Source organism: Streptomyces sp. NPDC001108 (assembly GCF_053598535.1).
In genome coordinates, this window is record NZ_JBSFKL010000003.1 from 525575 (window position 1) to 545587 (window position 20013).

General features: G+C 71.3%; 19 protein-coding genes. 3 read left to right on the top strand and 16 right to left on the bottom strand.

Annotated features, from left to right (window positions below; genetic code table 11):
* Window positions 1-10: 10 nt before the first annotated feature.
* From ACWC97_RS10825 to ACWC97_RS10835, 3 genes are all read right to left on the bottom strand, one after another.
* Entirely contained in the window at window positions 11-2059 is a 2049-nt protein-coding gene (locus ACWC97_RS10825; RefSeq protein WP_352273215.1) for an APC family permease, read from the bottom strand.
* 225 nt (window positions 2060-2284) lie between these two features.
* Complete coding sequence (locus ACWC97_RS10830) at window positions 2285-3313, bottom strand: 1-aminocyclopropane-1-carboxylate deaminase (RefSeq protein WP_352273273.1); 1029 nt, start codon at window positions 3311-3313, stop codon at window positions 2285-2287.
* A gap of 152 nt (window positions 3314-3465) precedes the next feature.
* Window positions 3466-4185, bottom strand: a complete 720-nt coding sequence (locus tag ACWC97_RS10835; protein WP_450648699.1) for a GntR family transcriptional regulator — start codon at window positions 4183-4185, stop codon at window positions 3466-3468.
* Between the two features lie 264 nt (window positions 4186-4449).
* On the opposite strand from ACWC97_RS10835, the gene ACWC97_RS10840 reads away from it, so the two are divergent.
* Both ACWC97_RS10840 and ACWC97_RS10845 read left to right on the top strand, forming a co-directional pair.
* A complete protein-coding gene (locus tag ACWC97_RS10840; protein ID WP_124721011.1) occupies window positions 4450-5118 on the top strand; it encodes a potassium channel family protein in 669 nt (222 codons plus the stop codon).
* Window positions 5118-5795 carry a potassium channel family protein gene (locus tag ACWC97_RS10845; RefSeq protein ID WP_352273217.1) on the top strand — a complete coding sequence of 226 codons (678 nt, stop codon included), beginning with the start codon at window positions 5118-5120 and terminating at the stop codon, window positions 5793-5795. The genes ACWC97_RS10840 and ACWC97_RS10845 overlap by 1 nt, the downstream gene beginning before the upstream one ends.
* 83 nt (window positions 5796-5878) lie before the next feature.
* On the opposite strand, the gene ACWC97_RS10850 is transcribed toward ACWC97_RS10845, so the two are convergent.
* The 12 genes from ACWC97_RS10850 to ACWC97_RS10905 form a co-directional block, all read right to left on the bottom strand.
* Window positions 5879-6649: a DUF3159 domain-containing protein gene (locus ACWC97_RS10850; protein ID WP_352273218.1), complete on the bottom strand. Its 771-nt coding sequence runs from the start codon at window positions 6647-6649 to the stop codon at window positions 5879-5881.
* Window positions 6650-6652: 3 nt separating this feature from the next.
* Window positions 6653-7069 (bottom strand): OB-fold nucleic acid binding domain-containing protein, encoded by a 417-nt coding sequence (locus tag ACWC97_RS10855; RefSeq protein ID WP_352273219.1) that lies wholly within the window; start codon window positions 7067-7069, stop codon window positions 6653-6655.
* Between the two features lie 169 nt (window positions 7070-7238).
* Window positions 7239-7931, bottom strand: coding sequence for a response regulator (locus ACWC97_RS10860; protein WP_366296858.1), 693 nt, complete (start codon window positions 7929-7931; stop codon window positions 7239-7241).
* A 98-nt stretch (window positions 7932-8029) separates the two neighbouring features.
* Window positions 8030-10573, bottom strand: coding sequence for a sensor histidine kinase KdpD (locus ACWC97_RS10865; RefSeq protein WP_352273221.1), 2544 nt, complete (start codon window positions 10571-10573; stop codon window positions 8030-8032).
* Between the two features lie 165 nt (window positions 10574-10738).
* A complete protein-coding gene (locus ACWC97_RS10870) occupies window positions 10739-11488 on the bottom strand; it encodes an ABC transporter ATP-binding protein (protein WP_450648703.1) in 750 nt (249 codons plus the stop codon).
* Between the two features lie 124 nt (window positions 11489-11612).
* Window positions 11613-12281: a potassium-transporting ATPase subunit C gene (locus ACWC97_RS10875; RefSeq protein WP_450648705.1), complete on the bottom strand. Its 669-nt coding sequence runs from the start codon at window positions 12279-12281 to the stop codon at window positions 11613-11615.
* A gap of 23 nt (window positions 12282-12304) precedes the next feature.
* Window positions 12305-14431: a potassium-transporting ATPase subunit KdpB gene (gene kdpB / locus ACWC97_RS10880; protein WP_385205479.1), complete on the bottom strand. Its 2127-nt coding sequence runs from the start codon at window positions 14429-14431 to the stop codon at window positions 12305-12307.
* Complete coding sequence (kdpA, locus tag ACWC97_RS10885) at window positions 14428-16092, bottom strand: potassium-transporting ATPase subunit KdpA (protein ID WP_450648707.1); 1665 nt, start codon at window positions 16090-16092, stop codon at window positions 14428-14430. Before kdpA ends, kdpB begins: the two co-directional genes overlap by 4 nt.
* A gap of 7 nt (window positions 16093-16099) precedes the next feature.
* Complete coding sequence (gene kdpF, locus ACWC97_RS10890) at window positions 16100-16189, bottom strand: K(+)-transporting ATPase subunit F (protein WP_352273226.1); 90 nt, start codon at window positions 16187-16189, stop codon at window positions 16100-16102.
* A gap of 364 nt (window positions 16190-16553) precedes the next feature.
* The gene (locus ACWC97_RS10895; protein ID WP_352273227.1) at window positions 16554-17321 is read right to left on the bottom strand and encodes a DUF3710 domain-containing protein; all 768 of its coding nucleotides are present in this window, start codon (window positions 17319-17321) and stop codon (window positions 16554-16556) included.
* A 1-nt stretch (window position 17322) separates the two neighbouring features.
* The gene (gene dut, locus ACWC97_RS10900; RefSeq protein WP_450648709.1) at window positions 17323-17856 is read right to left on the bottom strand and encodes a dUTP diphosphatase; all 534 of its coding nucleotides are present in this window, start codon (window positions 17854-17856) and stop codon (window positions 17323-17325) included.
* Window positions 17856-18440, bottom strand: coding sequence for a PaaI family thioesterase (locus tag ACWC97_RS10905; RefSeq protein ID WP_352273229.1), 585 nt, complete (start codon window positions 18438-18440; stop codon window positions 17856-17858). The genes dut and ACWC97_RS10905 overlap by 1 nt, the downstream gene beginning before the upstream one ends.
* Before the next feature lie 58 nt (window positions 18441-18498).
* Between ACWC97_RS10905 and ACWC97_RS10910 the strand changes: the two genes are divergently transcribed.
* The gene (locus ACWC97_RS10910) at window positions 18499-18954 is read left to right on the top strand and encodes a DUF3093 domain-containing protein (RefSeq protein ID WP_352273230.1); all 456 of its coding nucleotides are present in this window, start codon (window positions 18499-18501) and stop codon (window positions 18952-18954) included.
* A gap of 17 nt (window positions 18955-18971) precedes the next feature.
* On the opposite strand, the gene ACWC97_RS10915 is transcribed toward ACWC97_RS10910, so the two are convergent.
* Window positions 18972-20003 carry a hypothetical protein gene (locus ACWC97_RS10915; protein WP_352273231.1) on the bottom strand — a complete coding sequence of 344 codons (1032 nt, stop codon included), beginning with the start codon at window positions 20001-20003 and terminating at the stop codon, window positions 18972-18974.
* Window positions 20004-20013: the final 10 nt, after the last annotated feature.

Sequence of the window (20013 nt, forward strand, 5' to 3'; positions counted from 1 at the left end):
GGAGGGAGGCTCAGCCCTTGGTGCTGGGCTCCTTGGGCCGGCGTTCCACCGGGCCGCGGCGCACCGAGCCCGGCGCGTTCCACTCGGCACGCTTCCTGGCCCGCTTCTTGGCGGCCTCGGAGGACTCCAGCTGGTACGGCACCGAGGTCACCATGACGCCCGGGGTGAACAGCAGCCGCCCCTTGAGGCGCAGCGCGCTCTGGTTGTGCAGCAGGTGCTCGTACCAGTGGCCGACCACGTACTCCGGGATGTACACGCTGACCACGTCGCGCGGGCTCTCCCGGCGCAGACTCTTCACGTAGTCGATGACCGGCCGGGTCACCTCGCGGTACGGGGAGTCGAGGATCTTCAGCGGGATGTCGATGCCGCGCCGCTCCCAGTCGTCCTTGAGCGTCTTGGTCTCGGCCGGGTCGACGCTGATGGAGAGCGCCTCCAGCTGATCGGAGCGGATCAGCTTGGCGTAGGCGAGGGCGCGCAGGGTGGGCCGGTGGAGCTTGGAGACCAGGACGATCGAGTGGACCCGGGAGGGCCTTATCGTCTCGTCGGACGGGGTCTCCTCGGCGGCGATCTCCTCGGCGACCCGGTCGTAGTGGCGGCGGATCGCGGTCATCGTGCCGTAGAAGATCACCATGCCGAGGAGGGCCACCCAGGCGCCGTGGGTGAACTTGGTCGCGAGTACGACGACCAGGACCAGTCCGGTGAAGAAGGCCCCGAAGGTGTTGATGGCGCGGGAGCGCTTCATGTGGCGGCGCTTGGCGGCGTCCTTCTCCGTCCGCAGATGGCGGTTCCAGTGCCGGACCATGCCGGTCTGGCTGAGGGTGAAGGAGACGAAGACGCCGACGATGTAGAGCTGGATCAGGCGGGTGGAGTCCGCCCCGTAGATCCAGGTCAGCAGGATCGCCGCGCCGGCCAGCAGCACGATGCCGTTGGAGAAGGCGAGCCGGTCGCCGCGGGTGTGGAGCTGGCGGGGCAGGTAGCGGTCCTGCGCGAGGATCGAGCCGAGCAGCGGGAAGCCGTTGTACGCGGTGTTCGCGGCGAGGAAGAGGACGAGCGCGGTGGCGGCGGCGAGGACGACGAAGAGGAAGCTGCCCTTGCCGAAGACGGCCGCCGCGACCTGCGAGATCACCGGGTCCTGGACGAAGGCGGAGCCGACCGGGACACCGTGGTTGATCAGGTCCCGGGCCGGGTTCTCGGCCATCTTCACGTCGGTGGCCATGGCCAGGGTGATGATGCCGCAGAACATGGTGACGGCCAGCAGGCCCATCATCGCGAGCGTGGTCGCCGCGTTCTTGCTCTTCGGCTTGCGGAACGCGGGGACGCCGTTGCTGATCGCCTCGACACCGGTGAGGGCGGCGCAGCCGGAGGAGAAGGCCCGCAGCAGCAGGAAGACGAGTGCGAATCCGGCGAGTCCCTGGTGTTCCGCCTTGATCTCGAATCCGGCGGTCGGCGCGTTCATGGTGTCGTTGAGAACGAGTCCCCGGAACGCGCCCCAGGCGATCATGATGAAGACACCGGCCACGAACAGATACGTGGGGATGGCGAAGAGTTTTCCGGATTCCTTGACGCCGCGCAGATTCATCAGTGTCAGGAGCACGATGGCGACGGTCGCGCAGATCGTCTTGTGCTCGACGACGAACGGGATCGCGGAGCCGAGGTTCTCCACCCCGGAGGCGATCGACACCGCCACGGTCAGCACGTAGTCGACCAGCAGCGCGCTGGCCACGGTGAGGCCGGCCTTGGGCCCGAGGTTGGTGGTGGCGACCTCGTAGTCGCCACCACCGCTCGGGTAGGCGTGCACGTTCTGCCGGTACGAGGCGACGACGGTGAACATCAGCACCGCGACCGCGAGCGCGATCCAGGGGCTGAAGTGGTACGCCGACACGCCCGCGACGGAGAGCACCAGGAGAACTTCTCCTGGTGCGTACGCCACCGAGGACAGCGGGTCGGATGCGAAGACGGGAAGTGCGATGCGCTTCGGGAGGAGCGTTTCCCCCAGCTTGTCGCTGCGCAGCGCCCGCCCGATCAGAATCCGTTTGGGCAGGTCGGTCAGTTTGGACACGCAGAGGATCGTAAGCGTTCCGTTCGGCGGCTTTCGCCGCCCCACCGCCACTACCCTGCAAACTCCTGCACTCGGCCGAAAACGCCACGCAATCCTTAACGAAATCCTTGCACTCCGTCCGGGCTTCGAGACACCTCCGGAAGATCACCCGGGGATCACCCGGGGATCCCTCGGAGATCGCCGCGAGATCGCCGGTAGATCAGCGGAAGACCGCGGAACAGGAGCTCAGGAGTCGGCGAAAAGGGCGCTGTATCCGTTGAGCGCGGGCTGCCCGCCGAGGTGGGCGTAGAGGACGGTGGAATCGCGGGCGATCTCACCGCGGCCCACGAGGTCGATCGTTCCCGCCATCGACTTCCCCTCGTACACGGGGTCGGTGACCATGCCCTCGGTACGGGCGGCGAGCCGCATCGCGTCGAGGGTGGCGGCGTCGGGGAGGCCGTAGGTGCCGGCGTGGTAGCGCTCGTCCAGTTCGATGTCGGCCTCGGTCACCTCCCGGCGTACGCCGATGAGGTGCGCGGTGCCGGCCGCGATCCGGGCGATCTGCGCGCGGGTGCGGGCGGGCTCGGCGGAGGCGTCGATGCCCAGGACGCGCCGGGGGCGTCCGCCCGCCTCCTCCAGCGCGGCGAAGCCCGCGACCATGCCCGCCTGGGTGGAACCGGTCACCGAGCACACCACCACCGTGTCGAAGAACACGCCGAGCGCGCGTTCCTGCTCGGCGACCTCGTACGCCCAGCCGGCGAAGCCGAGCCCGCCCAGCGGGTGGTCGGAGGCGCCGGCGGGGATGGCGTACGGCTTGCCGCCGCTCTCCTCCACCTCGCGCAGCGCCTGCTCCCAGCTCTCCTTGACGCCGATGCCGAACCCGGCGCGCACCAGCCGGACGTCGGCGCCCGCGAGCCGGCTGATGAGGATGTTGCCGACCTTGTCGTAGACGGCGTCGGGCCACTCGACCCAGCTCTCCTGGACCAGGACGCAGCCGAGTCCGGCACGGGCGGCCACCGCCGCGACCTGGCGGGTGTGGTTGGACTGGACGCCGCCGATGGACACCAGGGTGTCGCAGCCCTGCGCGAGGGCGTCGGCGACCAGGTATTCGAGCTTGCGGGTCTTGTTGCCGCCGTAGGCGATGCCGGAGTTGCAGTCCTCCCGCTTGGCCCAGATCGCGGCACCGCCGAGGTGCTCGGTCAGGCGGTCGAGCCGGTGGACCGGGGAGGGGCCGAAGAGCAGGGGGTAGCGCGCGTGCCCGGGGAGGGACGGCACGGCGGACGGGTACGGGGCGGACGGCGAGGTGGGCGGTGCGGCGGTCACGGGGGCTCCCTGGCTGGTGTGGGTATGGGGGGCGGGGTAGTGCTGCTCCGGTCTGCACTGCGCTGCTGCCGGGCTCGGGGGTACGGGGGCCGGAGGGGCCCCGGCTACGCGGAGGGCTCGTCCGGGCCCTCCGGCCCGTCCGGCCCGTCCGGCCCGTCCGGGTCGTCCGGGTCGTCCGGGTCGTCGGCGAGTTCTTCGAGGGTCCGCCAGATCTCGGCGGTGATCCGGGCCGCAGCGGCGGCATCGCGCGCCGCACACGCCTCGATCAGCCGGTCGTGCAACTCCGCCGACCCGTGCGCCGCGTCCGCCGTGCCGAACCGCCGCCACTCCAGACGCCGGATCAGCGGGGTGTAGCGCTCGATGGTGGCGGCCACCGCGCGATTGCCGCAGGCGGCGACCAGGACGTCGTGGATCAGGTCGTCGGCGTGCAACGCGCCCGCCACGTCCCCCGCCCGGGTGGCGTCGCGGAAGCGGCCGTTGGCCGTGCGCATCACGGTGATGTCCGCGTCGACCAGGAAGGGCACGGCGGTCCGGGCGGCCAGCTCCTGCATGGCGCGTACGACGGCGGACGCGTCCCGGACGTCGCGCGGCACCAGCCGGGTCACCCGCGTATAGCTCTGTGGCTTGGATTCGACCAGGCCCTCGGCGGTGAGCCGGGCGAGGGCGTCGCGGACCGGGGCGCGGGAGAGCCCCAGCCGCTCGGCGAGGTCGGCGTCGCGCACGGGGGCGCCGGGCGGGAGGTCGCCGCGGACGATGGCGTCGCGGATCGCCTCGTAGGCGGTGTCCCGCAGCAGTGTCCGGCGGACGGGGCGCAAGGTCTCCATGAACTGACATGTTAGATGTCTGTTGGTACCGGACTCAAGGGCCCGCACGGAGAGTTGTGCGAGGCCGACACGAGGAGGCGCCGGGACCGAGGGACGCGTCGAAGCCCCACTCGGATGAGGCATCGCATCCCGGTCCGCATAAGCTCATCCTGGGCAACGGGACAGACCGTTGCCCCGTTGTTTGCCCGGCAAGCTGAGAAAGAAGTGTGAGCAGGGTGTTTTCGCAGGTCAGCCGGACGACCAGGACTGCGAGGTAGGCGCAAGGTGCACATCGTCATCATGGGCTGCGGGCGCGTGGGGGCCGCCCTCGCGCAGACCCTGGAGCAGCAGGGGCACACGGTCGCCGTGGTCGATCAGGACCCCACGGCGTTCCGGCGCCTGGGGTCGGGCTTCGGCGGACGGCGGGTCACGGGGGTCGGTTTCGACCAGGACACCCTCCGGGAAGCGGGCATCGAGGAGGCCGGCGCGTTCGCCGCGGTGAGCAGCGGCGACAACTCGAACATCATCGCCGCGCGAGTGGCCCGCGAGATGTTCGGCATCGAGAATGTCGCGGCGCGGATCTACGACCCCCGGCGCGCCGAGGTCTACCAGCGACTGGGGATCCCCACCGTCGCCACCGTGCGCTGGACGGCGGACCAGATGCTGCGGCGGCTGCTGCCCTCGGGCGCGGAGCCGCTGTGGCGCGATCCGAGCGGCGGGGTGCAGCTCGCGGAGGTGCACACCACCCCGTCCTGGATCGGCCACAAGATCAGCACGCTCCAGGAGGAGACGGGCGTCCGCGTGGCGTTCCTCACCCGGCTGGGCGAAGCCATACTGCCGACGTCGCAGACGGTGCTGCAGGAGGGCGACCTGGTCCACGTGATGATGCGTACGGACGAGATCGCGAAGGTCGAGGCGGCCTTCGCCGAGGGGCCCGAGGAGGGCGGTCACTGATGCGTGTCGCGATTGCCGGGGCCGGTGCGGTGGGGCGTTCCATCGCGGGCGAGCTGCTGGAGAACGGTCACGAGGTGCTGCTCGTCGACAAGGCGCCGACGGCCATCTCGGTGGAGCGGGTGCCTATGGCCGAGTGGCTGCTGGCGGACGCCTGCGAGATCACCTCGCTCGACGAGGCGGCGCTCCAGCGCTGCAACGTCGTGATCGCCGCGACCGGCGACGACAAGGTGAACCTGGTCGTGTCGTTGCTCGCCAAGACGGAGTACGGCGTACCGAGGGTCGTCGCCCGGGTCAACAACCCGAAGAACGAGTGGCTGTTCAACGAGGCGTGGGGCGTCGATGTGGCGGTCTCGACGCCGCGGCTGATGTCGGCCCTGGTCGAGGAGGCGGTGAGCGTCGGCGATCTGGTCCGGCTGCTGCGCTTCAGCCACGGTGACGCCAACCTGGTCGAGCTGACGCTGCCGCCGGAGTCGGCGCTGGCCGGCACCCAGGTCGGGGACGTGGCCTGGCCGGAGGACACCTCGCTGGTCACGATCATCCGGGGGCAGCGGGTGCTGACGCCGAGCACCGAGGAGACCCTGGAGGCCGGTGACGAGCTGTTGTTCGTGGCCGCGCAGGCGCGCGAGGAGCAGTTGGAGGACCTGCTGTCGGTGCGCCGGGGCGATTCCGGGAGCTGAGACGACGGGAAAGGGGGCCCGCGACCGTGTCACACGGTCGCGGGCCCCCTTTCCATGGCTTGGCGTCGGCGATCCGCCCGCGCTCAGAACTCCTGGTCGCGGGTCGCGGCGGCCGCTGCCTCGGCGGCGGCCTTGCGCTCCTTCTCGGCCCGCTCCTCCGCCTCCATCTCGGCGAAGACGTCGATGGGCGGCGGCGCCTTGGCCAGGAAGACCCAGGTCAGATAGACCGCGAGCAGGAACGGCGGGATCTTCAGGGCGACCAGGACCCAGCCGAACTGGGTGGTGTCGGCCCACCAGTACAGCGGGAAGAGGATCGCGCACTTGGCGAGGAGGATCAGCCCCCAGGCGTAGCTGGCCTTGGCGTACGCCTTCTTGCGGCCCGGGTTACGGGTGCGCCAGGAGAGGTTCTCCTTGAACACCGGTCCCAGGATCAGGCCGATCAGCGGCATCCCGGCGAGCGTGGTGATCAGATAGGCGAGGGCCAGGCCGAGCGTGTAGAGCATGCCCGGCAGGTAGAAGTCCTTGGCGTTGCCCGTGATCCTGGCGAAGACCACACCGAAGGCCACGCCGAAGACGCCGCTGAAGGCGTGCTTGACGGTGTCCTTGCGGATCAGCCGTACGACGACCAGCACCAGGGAGACCGCCAGGGCCGCGACGGCCGAGGCGGTCAGGTTCTTGTTGATCGTGAAGACGGTGACGAAGAGCAGTCCGGGAACGACCGTCTCCACCATGCCCCGGACACCGCCGAACGCCTCGAAGAGCGCTGCCTCGGTGACCGCCTTCGCGTCGGCGTCCTCCTGGTCGGTGCGGGTCGTGCGGTCCGTTTCGGACGTCGGCTTGTCGAGAGACGTCACCGGCTACTCCTTGCCGAGCGGTCGGAGTTCGTACATGGGGTTGAACAGCACCCGCCGCCCGTGGCTCATGGCGATGCGCCCGGAGACGATGAGCCGACGGCCCGGCTCTATGCCCACGATGGAGCGACGGCCCAGCCAGACGATGTCGAGCGGCGCGGTCCCGTCGAAGAGCTCGGCCTCCAGGGCCGGCACTCCGGCGCGCGGCCGCAGGGTGACGGTCCGCAAGGTACCAGTCACCTTCACGATCTGGCGGTCGGCGCAGTCGGAGATCCGGGAGCACCCGGAAGCATGCGTGTCCTCCTGCAGCTCCTCGGACTCCAGGTCCTCCTGGGAGCTGGACAGCCGGTCGAGCATCCGGCGGAAGCGGCCGGACGGCTTCTCCGCCCTGCCCGGCCGGTCGGATCGTGGAACAGCACTCATACCCGAAGGGTACCGGTCCCCGCTGCTCCGGGCGGGTGTCCCCGGTCTCACCCGCAACCCCGCACGGAGCTCACACGGAGCTCCCCCGAATCTCACTCGAACGAGTGAGCAGGGCAGGGCTGGTGGGGCCCGGCCCGGGGCGTCTCCCCCCGGACCCCCGCCGCCCCGTTCAGCCGCGCTCGAAGCGGTAGCCCATGCCCGGCTCGGTCACGAAGTGCCGGGGGTGCGAGGGGTCGGTCTCCAGCTTGCGCCGGAGCTGCGCCATGTAGACCCGCAGGTAGTTGGTCTCGGTGCCGTACGAGGGCCCCCAGACCTCCTGGAGGAGCTGCTTCTGGCTGACCAGTCGGCCGCTGTTGCGGACCAGAACCTCCAGCAGGTGCCACTCGGTGGGGGTGAGCCGTACGTCCCGCCCGTCGCGGTGGACCTTCTTCGCCGCCAGGTCGACGGTGAACCCCTCGGTCTCGACGACCACGACATCGTCGGTGCCCTGCTGCCCGACGGGCTCGGCGCGGCGGACCGCGGCGCGCAGCCGGGCCAGCAGCTCGTCCATGCCGAACGGCTTGGTGACGTAGTCGTCGGCCCCGGCGTCCAGGGCCTCGACCTTCTCGTCCGAGGTGTGGCGGGCGGAGAGCACCAGGATCGGCACCCGGGTCCAGCCGCGCAGCCCCTTGATCACCTCGACGCCGTCCATGTCCGGCAGCCCGAGGTCGAGGACGACGACGTCGGGGTGGCGGGCGGCGGCGAGCTGGAGGGCGGTCGCGCCGTCGGGCGCCGCGTCCACCTCGTACTTGCGCGCCTTCAGGTTGATCACGAGGGCGCGTACGATCTGCGGCTCGTCGTCGACCACAAGCACCCGGGTCATGGGGGCCCTGCCTTTCTGCTGTACGGCGATCTCCCGGGCATTCCGGTGATCATGGTGAGGGTGGGGTGACCCGCGCGGTCACGGGACGGCCCGGGCGGTCACGGGACGGCCTGTTCGGACGGGTCGGGACCGACCGGAACGTATCCCGGCGCAGCCCTGAGGGTCAGCACCATGGTGAGGCCGCCGCCCGGGGTGTCCTCGGCGTCCAGCGTGCCGCCCATGGACTCGACGAAGCCGCGGGCCACCGCGAGCCCCAGCCCGACGCCCGCGCCGCGCGGGGCGTCCCCGTAGCGCTGGAAGGGCTCGAAGATGCGTTCCTTGGCCTCGTCGGGCACGCCGGGACCGCGGTCGGCCACCCGCAGCTCGACGCGTTCGCCGAGCGCGCTCGCGGCGACGGTGACGCGCTCGGCGTGACGGCTGTACTTCACGGCGTTCTCGACGATGTTGGCGACGGCCCGCTCCAGCAGCCCGGGGTCGACCGCGACCATCGGCAGGGTCTCGGGGATGTCCAGGTCGACGCTGTCCTCCGGTACGCCGCCGAGCGCCATCGGGACCACCTCGTCGAGGTCGATCTCGCGGATCAGCGGGGTGACCGTGCCGGTCTGGAGCCGGGACATGTCGAGGAGGTTGCCGACGAGGTGGTCGAGGCGGTCGGCGCCGTTCTCGATGCCCTCCAGCAGCTCGGCCTGGTCCTCCTCGGACCAGGCCACGTCGTCGGAGCGCAGGGAGCTCACTGCGGCCTTGATCGCGGCGAGCGGGGTGCGCAGGTCGTGGCTGACGGCGGCGAGGAGCGCGGTCCTGATCCGGTTGCCCTCGGCGAGGCGGCGGGCCTCCTCCGCCTCGCCGACCAGGCGCTGGCGGTCCAGTACGACGGCGGCCTGCGCGGCAAAGGCGCCCAGCACCCGGCGGTCCTCGGCGGGCAGCACCCGCCCCGAGAGCGCCAGCGCCATGTGGTCGCCGACGGGCATGTCCACGTCCGCGTCCTCCGGCCGGGCCACCGGCGCCGGCCCGACGCTGCCCGCGCAGGTCCACGGGTCCACGTCGCTGCGCCGCTCCAGCAGGGCGACGGACTCCATGCCGAAGGTCTCGCGGACCCGTTCCAGGAGCGCGTCCAGCGTCGTCTCGCCGCGCAGCACGCTGCCGGCCAGGAACGAGAGGATCTCCGACTCGGCGCGCAGCCGGGCCGCCTGATGGGTGCGGCGGGCCGCCAGGTCGACCACCGAGGCGACCGATACCGCCACCGCGAAGAAGATCACGATGGCGACGAAGTTCTCCGGGTCCTGCACGGTCAGGGTGTGGGTGGGCGGGGTGAACCAGTAGTTCAGCAGCATCGAGCCGACCGCGGCCGACGCCAGGGCGGGCAGCAGCCCGCCGAGCAGCGCGGCGGCCACGGTCAGGAAGAGGAAGAGCAGGACGTCGTTGGCGAGCCCGGGGCCGCTGTCCACGCAGGCGAGGAGCAGGGTGAGCAGGGCCGGGCCGCCGACGCCGACCACCCAGCCCCAGATGATCCGGGCCCGGCCGAGCCGGGCGCCGCGCGCGATGGGCAGGCCGCGTCCCTTGGCGACCTCCTCGTGGGTGACGATGTGGACGTCGAGGTCGGGGCCGGACTCCCGGGCGACGGTGGCGCCCACGCCGGGCCCGTAGATGTACTGCCAGGCCTTGCGGCGGCTGGAGCCGAGGACGATCTGGGTGGCGTTCACGCCACGGGCGAACTCCAGGAGCGCGGAGGGTATGTCGTCGCCGATGACGTGGTGGAACGTGCCGCCGAGGTCCTCGACCAGGGTGCGCTGGACGGTCAGTTCCTTGGGCGAGGCGGAGGTCAGGCCGTCGCTGCGGGCGATGTAGACGGCGAGGATCTCGCTGCCCGAGCCCTTGGCCGCCATCCGGGCCGCGCGGCGGATGAGCGTACGGCCCTCGGGGCCGCCGGTGAGGCCGACGACGATGCGTTCGCGGGCCTGCCAGGTGGTGCGGATGTTGTGCTCACCGCGGTACTGCTGGAGGTACTCGTCGACCCGGTCGGCCACCCAGAGGAGGGCCAGCTCGCGCAGGGCGGTCAGGTTGCCGGGGCGGAAGTAGTTGGAGAGCGAGGCGTCGATCCGGTCCGGCTTGTAGATGTTGCCGTGGGCCATCCGGCGGCGCAGCGCCTGGGGCGACATGTCGACCAGTTCGATCTGGTCGGCCCGGCGGACGACCTCGTCGGGAACGGTCTCGCGCTGCCGGACGCCGGTTATGGACTCGACGACGTCGCCGAGGGACTCCAGGTGCTGGATGTTGACGGTGGAGATCACGTCGATCCCGGCCTGGAGCAGCTCCTCCACGTCCTGCCAGCGCTTGGCGTTGCGGGAGCCCGGCACGTTGGTGTGGGCCAGCTCGTCCACCAGGGCGACGGCGGGGGCGCGCTCCAGCACGGCGTCGACGTCCATCTCGGTGAAGACCGCCGAGCGGTACTCGATCTCGCTGCGCCGGATCTGCTCCAGGCCGTGCAGCATGACCTCGGTGCGGGGCCGGTCGTGGTGCTCGACGAAGGCGACGACGCAGTCGGTGCCCCGCTCCACCCGCCGATGGGCCTCGGCGAGCATCGCGTACGTCTTGCCGACGCCGGGTGCCGCCCCCAGGTAGATCCGAAGCTTGCCGCGTGCCATGGCCCCATTGTCTTCTCTTGAACCGGCCGCGTCCGATGCGGCGGCCGGTTCGAAGCTACCCCTCCGAGCGGGGGCGGGGCGGACGAGGGCGGGATGGAGGGACCGAATTGACAGGATTCTGACGCCCGGGGCGGCGCGCCGGGGTTCCGGCGGGGCCGTCCGTGGTCACCCGTGGTCGACGATGTTCCCGTCGCGCAGCTCCAGGACCCGGTCCGCCAGCCCGAGCAGCTGGCTGTCGTGCGTGGCCACCAGCGCGGTGACGTTCTCGCTGCGCACCACCGCCCGCAGCAGCTCCATCACCGCGAGCCCGGTCTCCGCGTCGAGCTGGCCGGTGGGCTCGTCGGCGATCAGCAGGGCGGGCCGGTTGGCCAGGGCGCGGGCGATGGCGACGCGCTGCTGCTGGCCGCCGGAGAGCTCTCCGGGGCGCTGGGCGGCGTGGTCGGCGAGGCCCACCAGGGCGAGCAGCAGCGCCACCCGCTCCTCGCGTTCGCGCGGATCCGCCCTGCGCAGCCGCAGGGGTACGCCGACGTTCTCCGCCGCGGTCAGGATCGGGATCAGGCCGAACGACTGGAAGATGAAGCCGACCCGCTCCCGGCGCAGCTCCAGGAGCCCGTCCTCGCCCAGCCCGGCGAGGTCCGTGCCGTCGATGGTGATCCGGCCGGCGTCGGCGGTGTCGAGCCCGCCGAGGAGGTTGAGGAGGGTGGTCTTGCCCGAGCCGGAACGCCCCTTGAGCGCCACCAGCTCGCCGCGCGGCACCTCGAAGGAGACCCCGCGCAGCGCGTGCACCGCGCCCGGCCCGGAGCCGTACGAGCGGCGCAGGTCCTCGACCCGCACCATCGGGCCTTCGGCCGGTCCCCCGGCGAGCGCGGTGCCGCCCTGGCCCTCGGTGCCCGTCCGGCCAGTGCTCTCGGTCATGTCTCTCCCCCGTACGTGATCGATCCCGTGGACCGACAGTATGGGTAATGCGCCCAGGTCGGGACAACGGCCGTGCCCCGCGTACCGCGGGGGAGCGCGGTGCGCGGGGCACGGGGCGGGGCCGTCAGCTCCGGCCGGTCAGCTCCCTCAGCCCGATGTTCAGCCGGAGGACGTTGACCGTGGGCTCGCCGACGAAGCCGAGGATCCGGCCGTCGGTGTGCTGGGCGACAAGCTTCTCCACCCGGTCGACGGGCAGGTGGTTGCGCTCGGCGACCCGGCGGACCTGGAGCTGGGCGTACGCCGGGGAGATGGCCGGGTCGAGGCCGGAGCCGGAGGAGGTGACCGCGTCGGGCGGCACCTGCGAGGGCTTCACCGGGTGGCCGGGGACGGAGTTGTCCTTCACCACGGCGGCCTTGGCGGCGGTGACCCAGTCGATCAGCTCCTTGTTGTCGGCGGAGCGGTTGGTCGCGCCGGAGAGGAGCAGCTCGTACTGGGTGTTGACGGTGTTGGTGCCCAGTCCGTTGGAGGGGCGGGGCTGGAACCACTTGAGGTCCGGCGCGGGGGTCTGCTGCCCCTTCTTCAGCGGCAGGTCGTAGCGCTGGCCGATGAGTTCGGAGCCGACGACTCGGCCGTTCTCGGTGATCTCGGAGCCGTTGGCCCGGCCGGGGAGGATCCCCTGGGCCACCCCGGTGACGGCCAGCGGGTAGAGCACGCCGCAGACGACGGTGAGGACGAGCAGGGCGCGCAGCCCGGCCCAGAGCAGCCGGGTCGTGTTCGCTACGGAGTTGTTCATGGCGGGTCAGCCGTTTCCTGGTGTCAGTGCAGACCGGGTATGAGGGAGATGACCATGTCGATGATCTTGATGCCGATGAACGGGGCGATCAGGCCGCCGAGCCCGTACAGCCCGAGGTTCCGCCGGAGCATCGAGTCGGCGCTGCTGGGCCGGTAGCGCACGCCCTTCAGGGCGAGCGGCACCAGGGCGACGATGATCAGCGCGTTGAAGACGACCGCCGACAGGATCGCGGACTGCGGCGAGGACAGCTGCATGATGTTCAGCTTCGCCAGGCCCGGGTAGACCGCGGCGAACATGGCCGGGATGATCGCGAAGTACTTCGCGACGTCGTTGGCGATCGAGAACGTCGTCAGCGCGCCCCGGGTGATGAGCAGCTGCTTGCCGATCTCGACGATCTCGATCAGCTTGGTGGGGTTGGAGTCGAGGTCCACCATGTTCCCGGCCTCCTTGGCGGCCGAGGTGCCGGTGTTCATGGCCACGCCGACGTCGGCCTGGGCGAGCGCCGGGGCGTCGTTGGTGCCGTCGCCGGTCATCGCGACGAGCTTGCCGCCCGCCTGCTCCCGCTTGATGAGGGCCATCTTGTCCTCGGGGGTGGCCTCGGCGAGGAAGTCGTCGACACCGGCCTCCTCGGCGATGGCCTTCGCGGTCAGCGGGTTGTCGCCGGTGATCATCACCGTGCGGATGCCCATCCGGCGCAGCTCGTCGAACCGCTCCCGCATGCCCTCCTTGACGACGTCCTTGAGGTGGACGACGCCGAGGACGCGGGCGCCGTGCCCGTCCTCCAGGGCGACCAGCAGCGGGGTGCCGCCGGCCTGGGCGATGGTGTCGGTGAGCGCCGCCACGTCCCGCGGGACCGTGCCGCCGCGTTCCTTCACCCAGGCGGTGACCGATCCGGCGGCGCCCTTGCGGATCTTCCGTCCGTCCACGTCGACGCCGGACATCCGGGTCTGCGCGGTGAAGGCCACCCACTGGGCGCCGGCCAGTTCGCCCTGGTGGCGCTCGCGCAGCCGGTACTCCTCCTTGGCGAGGACGACGATCGAGCGGCCCTCGGGCGTCTCGTCGGCCAGCGAGGAGAGCTGGGCGGCGTCCGCCAGTTCGGCCTCGGTCGTGCCCGTCACCGGGACGAACGCGGCGGCCTGCCGGTTCCCGAGCGTGATGGTGCCGGTCTTGTCGAGCAGCAGGGTCGACACGTCCCCGGCGGCCTCGACCGCCCGCCCCGACATCGCGAGCACATTGCGCTGGACCAGGCGGTCCATCCCGGCGATGCCGATGGCGGAGAGCAGCGCCCCGATGGTCGTCGGGATGAGGCAGACCAGCAGCGCGGTCAGCACGATCATCGACTGCCCCTGCCCGGCGTAGAGCGCGAAGGGCTGGAGGGTGACGACGGCGAGCAGGAAGACGATGGTGAGCGAGGCGAGCAGGATGTTCAGCGCGATCTCGTTGGGCGTCTTCTGCCGGGCGGCGCCCTCGACCAGGGCGATCATCCGGTCGATGAAGGTCTCGCCCGGCCTCGTGGTGATCTTGACGACGATCCGGTCGGAGAGCACCTTCGTCCCGCCGGTGACGGCGCTGCGGTCGCCGCCGGACTCCCGGATGACCGGGGCGGACTCGCCGGTGATCGCGGACTCGTCGACGCTGGCGACGCCCTCGACGACGTCCCCGTCGCCGGGGATGATGTCGCCCGCCTCGCAGACCACCAGGTCGCCGACGCGCAGTTCGGTGCCGGGTACGTGCTCCTCGTCGCGGCCGGACAGCCGCCGTGCGACGGTGTCGGTCTTGGCCCGGCGCAGCGTGTCGGCCTGGGCCTTGCCGCGTCCCTCGGCGACCGCCTCGGCCAGGTTGGCGAAGATGGTGGTGAGCCAGAGCCAGGCCGCGATCGCCCAGCCGAACCACTCCCCCGGGTGCAGGCAGGCCAGCACGGTCGTGAGGACCGAGCCGATCAGCACCACGAACATCACCGGGGACCTGACCATCGACCGGGGGTCGAGCTTGCGGACGGCGTCGGGGAAGGAGCGGATCAGCTGCTTGGGGTCGAACAGCCCGGCGCCGACGCGTCCTTCGTCCTGGTGGCCGGCGGGCGCGTCCTGGTGGGGCGCCCGGGTGGGGGTGACAGTGGACATCGAGTCCTCTTGCTCGGTACGAGTGGTCATGACGCCAGTCCTTCGGCCAGCGGGCCCAGGGCCAGGGCCGGGAAGAAGGTCAGCCCGGTGATGATCAGGATCGTGCCGACCAGCAGTCCGCTGAAGAGCGGCTTGTGCGTGGCCAGCGTGCCCGCGGTGGCCGGTACGGGCCTCTGCTCGGCGAGCGAGCCGGCCAGGGCGAGGACGAACACCATCGGCAGGAACCGGCCGAGCAGCATCGCCAGACCGATCGTGGTGTTGAACCACTGGGTGTCGGCGTTGAGCCCGGCGAACGCCGAACCGTTGTTGTTCGCGCCCGAGGTGTAGGCGTAGAGGATCTCGGAGAATCCGTGCGCGCCGGTGTTGGTCATGGAGTGCGGCGGGGTGGGCAGCGCCATCGCCAGGGCGGTGAAGCAGAGCACCAGCGCCGGGGTGATCAGGATGTAGCAGGCCGCGAGCTTGATCTCGCGGGTGCCGATCTTCTTGCCGAGGTACTCGGGCGTACGGCCGACCATCAGTCCGGCGAGGAACACGGCGATGATCGCCATGACGAGGATGCCGTAGAGGCCGGAGCCGACGCCGCCGGGCGCGATCTCACCGAGCTGCATGTCCAGCATCGTGATCCCGCCGCCGAAGCCGGTGTACGAGTCGTGGAAGGAGTTCACCGCGCCGGTGGAGGTGAGGGTGGTGGCGACCGCGAAGAGCGACGATCCGGCGATCCCGAACCGGGTCTCCTTGCCCTCCATCGCCCCGCCCGCGATCTGGTACGCGGGCCCGTGGTGGGCGAACTCGGTCCACATCATCAACGCGGTGGCGCCGATCCAGATGACGCCCATCGCGGCGAGGAGCGCGTACCCCTGCTTGAGCGAGCCGACCATCCGGCCGAAGGTCCGCGTCAGCGCGAACGGGATGACCAGGATCAGGAAGATCTCGAACAGGTTGGACAGCCCGTTGGGGTTCTCGAAGGGGTGGGCCGAGTTGGCGTTGAAGTAGCCGCCGCCGTTGGTGCCCAGCTCCTTGATGGCCTCCTGGGAGGCGACGGCGCCGCCGTTCCACTGCTGCGAGCCGCCCAGGAACTGCCCGACCTCGTGGATGCCGGCGAAGTTCTGGATCACTCCGCAGGCCACCAGCACCACCGCGCCGAGCGCGGCGATCGGCAGCAGGACGCGGACGGTGCCGCGCACCAGGTCGGCCCAGAAGTTGCCGAGCTCACCGGTACGGGACCGGGAGAAGCCGCGGACCAGGGCCACCGCGACGGCCATGCCGACGGCGGCCGAGACGAAGTTCTGCACCGCGAGGCCGCCGGTCTGGACGACGTGGCCCATGGCCTGTTCGCCGGAGTACGACTGCCAGTTGGTGTTGGCGACGAAGGACGCGGCGGTGTTGAACGCCTGGTCGGGGTCGATCGAGGAGAAGCCGAGCGAACCGGGCAGGGCGCCCTGGAGCCGCTGGAGCAGGTAGAGGAAGAGGACACCCACCACGGAGAAGGCGAGCACCGCGCGGAGATAGGCGGGCCAGCGCATCCCGGTGTTCGGATGGGCGCCGATGGCCCGGTAGATCCACTTCTCGACGCGGAGGTGCTTCGTCGAGGAGTAGACACCGGCCATGTAGTCGCCGAGCGGTCGGTACACCAGCCCCAGCGCCACGACGAGCGCGAGCAGCTGGAGCACACCGGCGAGGACGGGACTCATATCGCGCTCAGAACCTCTCCGGGTAGAGAAGGGCGAGGACGAGGTAGCCCAGCAGGGCGACGGCCACGACCAGGCCGACCATGTTCTCGGCGGTCACAGCTTCGCCACCCCCTTGGCGACGAGGGCCACCAGCGCGAAGACCGCGATCGTGGTGACGACGAAGGCCACGTCGGCCATCGTGTGCTCCTAGATGAGGTACGGATTCTCGGACCTCTTGAGCAAACCTCCCGCCACGACCGTCCTGGCCTGCGTTGATGCCTTCCTTACGGCGATCGTCGGGCCCTTGACGGCGCGCATACGTGCCTCATACGCGCCCCATACACGCCCCGTCGCGTACGCGGTCGCCTGCCGCCGCCGCGCGGTGTCCGGAAACCCGCTCCCGCCCTTGCCGGGACGCGAAAAGGCCGGTGGGCCGTACCCCCTCGGAAAGGGGTACGGCCCACCGGCCGGAAGCGGTCGCGTCAGCGCACCTCGGTGATCTCGGGTCCGCGCTGGAGCTGGCCCATCCCACCGGAGAACCGCGAGTTCTCCTGGCTCTCCTGCTGGACGCCCTCGGGCACCATCTGGGCGTCGTCGGGCAGCTTCAGGACGATCGGGTCGCGCGGAGCCATCGGCCCTTCGCCGCGGACGACCACGGTGTCCCGGAAGATCGTCTCCAGCAGCCCGGCGGCCTCCGGCTGGACGGCGCCCTGGCCGGAGATCACTCCGCGCAGGAACCAGCGGGGCCCGTCGACGCCGACGAAGCGCACCAGCTGCACGCCGTTCGTCCCGTCCGGGAGCTGGACGGGGACCTGGGCCCGCAGCTCCCAGCCCAGCGGGCCCTCGACCTCGTCGATGATCCCGCCCTGCTGGGTGATGCCCGCGGCGATCTCCTCGCGGACCTCGCCCCAGATGCCTTCCTTCTTCGGCGCCGCGAACGCCTGGAGCTGGACGGCGCTGTCGTTCAGCACGACCGTGGCGGCGACGATCGCGTCACCCGCCACCTCGACCCGCAGCTCCATGCCCTCGACACCGGGCACGAAGATCCCGCCCAGGTCGACCCGGCCCTCGCCGGGCTGGGAGACCTCGGAGATGTCCCACGGCCCGTCCGGCCGCGGCGCCGGCGGAAGATTCACCCGGCGTGCGCCGGCACCGTCGGTGTCATCGAGCTCGTCGACGACCTGCTCGGCCTCGCGCGCTTCGCCCGCCACGTCCTCGGCGGAACCACTCTTCTTGCGACGTCCGAACACGTCACTGTCCTTCCCGGTCGGGTACGACCGAAGCGTAGCTGTTCCCGCCCTGGGTAATCCCGCCCCTGACACCATCGTCATCACCGGAACGGTGTCCTCCGGTGGACCCGAAGCCCCCTTCGCCGCGGGCCGAACCGGGCAGCTCCGACACTTCGTGGAACCGCACCTTCTCGACCTGCTGGACGACCATCTGGGCAATCCGGTCGAACCGGTCGAACCGCACCGGCTCGCGCGGGTCGAGGTTGATGACGATGACCTTGATCTCTCCACGGTACCCGGCATCGACCGTCCCGGGGGCATTCACCAGGGCGACTCCGCACCGTGCGGCGAGTCCGGAGCGCGGGTGCACGAACGCGGCGTACCCGTCGGGCAGCGCGATAGACACCCCGGTGGGCAGCACCGCCCGCTCGCCGGGAGCCAGCTCGACGGCCTCGGTGGTGACCAGGTCGGCCCCGGCGTCGCCCGGGTGCCCGTAGGCCGGAATCGGCACGTCCGGGTCGACCCGGCGGATCAGTACGTCGACGGGCCGGCGCATCAGGGGTTCACCTCGAAGGCGCGGGCCCGGCGGACCTGGTCCGGGTCGGCCATGGCCGCCCGGATCTCGGCGGGGCGGCCGTTCTCGATGAAGTGGTCGACCTTGACCTCGATGAAGAGCGCCTCGGCCCGGACCGCCACCGGTCCGTCCGGACCGCCGATCCGGCCGGTCGCCCGGGAGTAGATCTTCCGGCCGTGCACCGCGGTGATCTCGGCGTCCAGGTGGAGCACGGTGTCCACGGGCACCGGGCGGACGAAGTCCGTCTCCAGCCGTCCGGTCACCGCGATCACCCGCAGCAGCCAGTTCAGCGAGCCGAGCGTCTCGTCCAGCGCGGTGGTCAGGATGCCGCCGTGCGCCAGCCCCGGGGCGCCCTGGTGGGCGGCCTGCACGGTGAACTCGGCGGTGACGCTGACGCCCTCGCCGGCCCGCGCCTGGAGGTGCAGCCCGTGCCGCTGTCCGTCGCCGCAGCCGAAACAGTGCTCGTAATGCGCGCCGAGGAGCTCCCCGGGGGCCGGGGCTTCGGGGTGCCGGACCGGTTTCACCGCGTCGGCCGGGGGCTTCAGGGCCTCAGATGTTCCACTCACAGGCGCAGACCTTACCCGCGCGCCTGTCCGCGGGTCGCGCCGTGCCAAGCTTGGGCCCATGCAGCCTTCCACCCCGCCTTTCGACGAACGACTGACCGCGCCGCGCTCCTGGTGGTTCATCGCGCTCCTGATCGGCATCGCCTGCGCGCTGATGCTGCTGCCGCTGGGCGGCCTGCCGCTGCTGGCCGGCCTGGTGGGGGGGACGGCCCTGTCCGCGGTCGCGGTCAGCTCCTACGGCTCGGCCAGGATCCGGGTCGTGTCGGGCGCCCTGGTGGCCGGCGACGCCCGGATCCCGGTGACGGCGCTCGGCGAGGCGGAGGTGCTGGAGGGCGAGGAGGCCCGCGCGTGGCGTACGTACAAGGCGGACACCCGCGCCTTCATGCTGCTGCGGAGCTACATCCCGACGGCCGTCCGGGTGCCGGTCACCGACCCACAGGACCCGACTCCGTACGTGTACCTGTCGACGCGCGAGCCGAAGGCCCTGGCGGCGGCGATCGAGGCCGGTCGCGCGTAGCGGGCGCTCCCGGGGGCCTACGGTCCGCCCCGCGGACCCTCCAGCTCGGCGGGCGGGTCCTCCAGTTTCTTCAGGAGCCCCTTGCGCAGGCCGGGCTGCCGTTCCAGCGGGGGCAGCTCGGGGAGCTGGTCCCAGGGCACCTGGCGGCCGCGGAGGTCCTTCCTGATCCGCTCGGCAAGTTTCTTGGTGTCGCGCCGGTTCATCAGCGCACCGACGGCGGCGCCGACCAGGAACGGGGTCAGGCTCGGCAGATCGCGCGCCATGCGCTTCATGATCTGCTGGCGCAGCTCGCGCTTCATCTGGCCGCCCAGCGCGGCGTTGACCGTCGTGGGCTGGGACACGTCGATCCCGCGCTCCTCCGTCCAGGACGTGAGGTACGCGGTGGAACGCCTGCCGAGGCCGCCCGGCGGGCGCAGCCCGTAGACCTCGTGCAGTTCGGCGACGAGCTTCATCTCGATCGCGGCGACGCCGGTGATCTCCGCCGCCAGCTCGGCGAGCATGGCGGGCGGTACGGGCATCATGGCCGCCGCGCCGATTCCGGCGCCGACGGTGGCGCTGGACCTGCCCGCCCCCGCGACGAGCCGGTCGGCCAGCTCCTCCGGGCCGAGCCCGGGAAACTGCCTGCGCAATGTGGCGAGATCACGCACAGGGATGCGGGGAGCGTTGTCGATGATCAGGTCGGCGATCTGACCTACCGCCGCCTTGGCACTCTCCCCGCCCTTGCGTACGCCCCGTTTCACAGAAGTCAGACGGCCTGCCCCGGTCACGGGCTCCGTCCTGTCGACCTCGGCCCTGTCGGCCGCGTCGACCTCCGCGGCGGTGGCCGTTTCCTGCCCGGCCGCTGCCGCTGCCCCGGCCGCCGACGCGACGACCGCTTCCGGCGAGGCCCCGGGGCCCCGTCCGCCGTCCCGCTCACCCGCGGAGGGTGGCAGGGCGGACCGCTCGGCGGGCGCTGTCGCGCCCTGTGCCGGGCCTGTACCGCCCTGATACGCCTCCGACGGCCTCTTGCGCCGGAAGCGGCGCTTCCGGGACGGGGTGTCGCCTGCCACGGCCGAACCT

What these genes read in the sequence shown, in the direction of transcription:
- ACWC97_RS10835 (WP_450648699.1), bottom strand. Translation starts at nt 4,185, where the DNA reads ATGGAGACCTTGCGCCCCGTCCGCCGGACACTGCTGCGGGACACCGCC.
- ACWC97_RS10845 (WP_352273217.1), top strand. Translation starts at nt 5,118, where the DNA reads ATGCGTGTCGCGATTGCCGGGGCCGGTGCGGTGGGGCGTTCCATCGCG.
- ACWC97_RS10855 (WP_352273219.1), bottom strand. Translation starts at nt 7,069, where the DNA reads ATGAGTGCTGTTCCACGATCCGACCGGCCGGGCAGGGCGGAGAAGCCG.
- ACWC97_RS10860 (WP_366296858.1), bottom strand. Translation starts at nt 7,931, where the DNA reads ATGACCCGGGTGCTTGTGGTCGACGACGAGCCGCAGATCGTACGCGCC.
- ACWC97_RS10865 (WP_352273221.1), bottom strand. Translation starts at nt 10,573, where the DNA reads ATGGCACGCGGCAAGCTTCGGATCTACCTGGGGGCGGCACCCGGCGTC.
- ACWC97_RS10870 (WP_450648703.1), bottom strand. Translation starts at nt 11,488, where the DNA reads ATGACCGAGAGCACTGGCCGGACGGGCACCGAGGGCCAGGGCGGCACC.
- ACWC97_RS10875 (WP_450648705.1), bottom strand. Translation starts at nt 12,281, where the DNA reads ATGAACAACTCCGTAGCGAACACGACCCGGCTGCTCTGGGCCGGGCTG.
- kdpB (WP_385205479.1), bottom strand. Translation starts at nt 14,431, where the DNA reads ATGACCACTCGTACCGAGCAAGAGGACTCGATGTCCACTGTCACCCCC.
- kdpA (WP_450648707.1), bottom strand. Translation starts at nt 16,092, where the DNA reads ATGAGTCCCGTCCTCGCCGGTGTGCTCCAGCTGCTCGCGCTCGTCGTG.
- dut (WP_450648709.1), bottom strand. Translation starts at nt 17,856, where the DNA reads ATGCGCCGGCCCGTCGACGTACTGATCCGCCGGGTCGACCCGGACGTG.
- ACWC97_RS10910 (WP_352273230.1), top strand. Translation starts at nt 18,499, where the DNA reads ATGCAGCCTTCCACCCCGCCTTTCGACGAACGACTGACCGCGCCGCGC.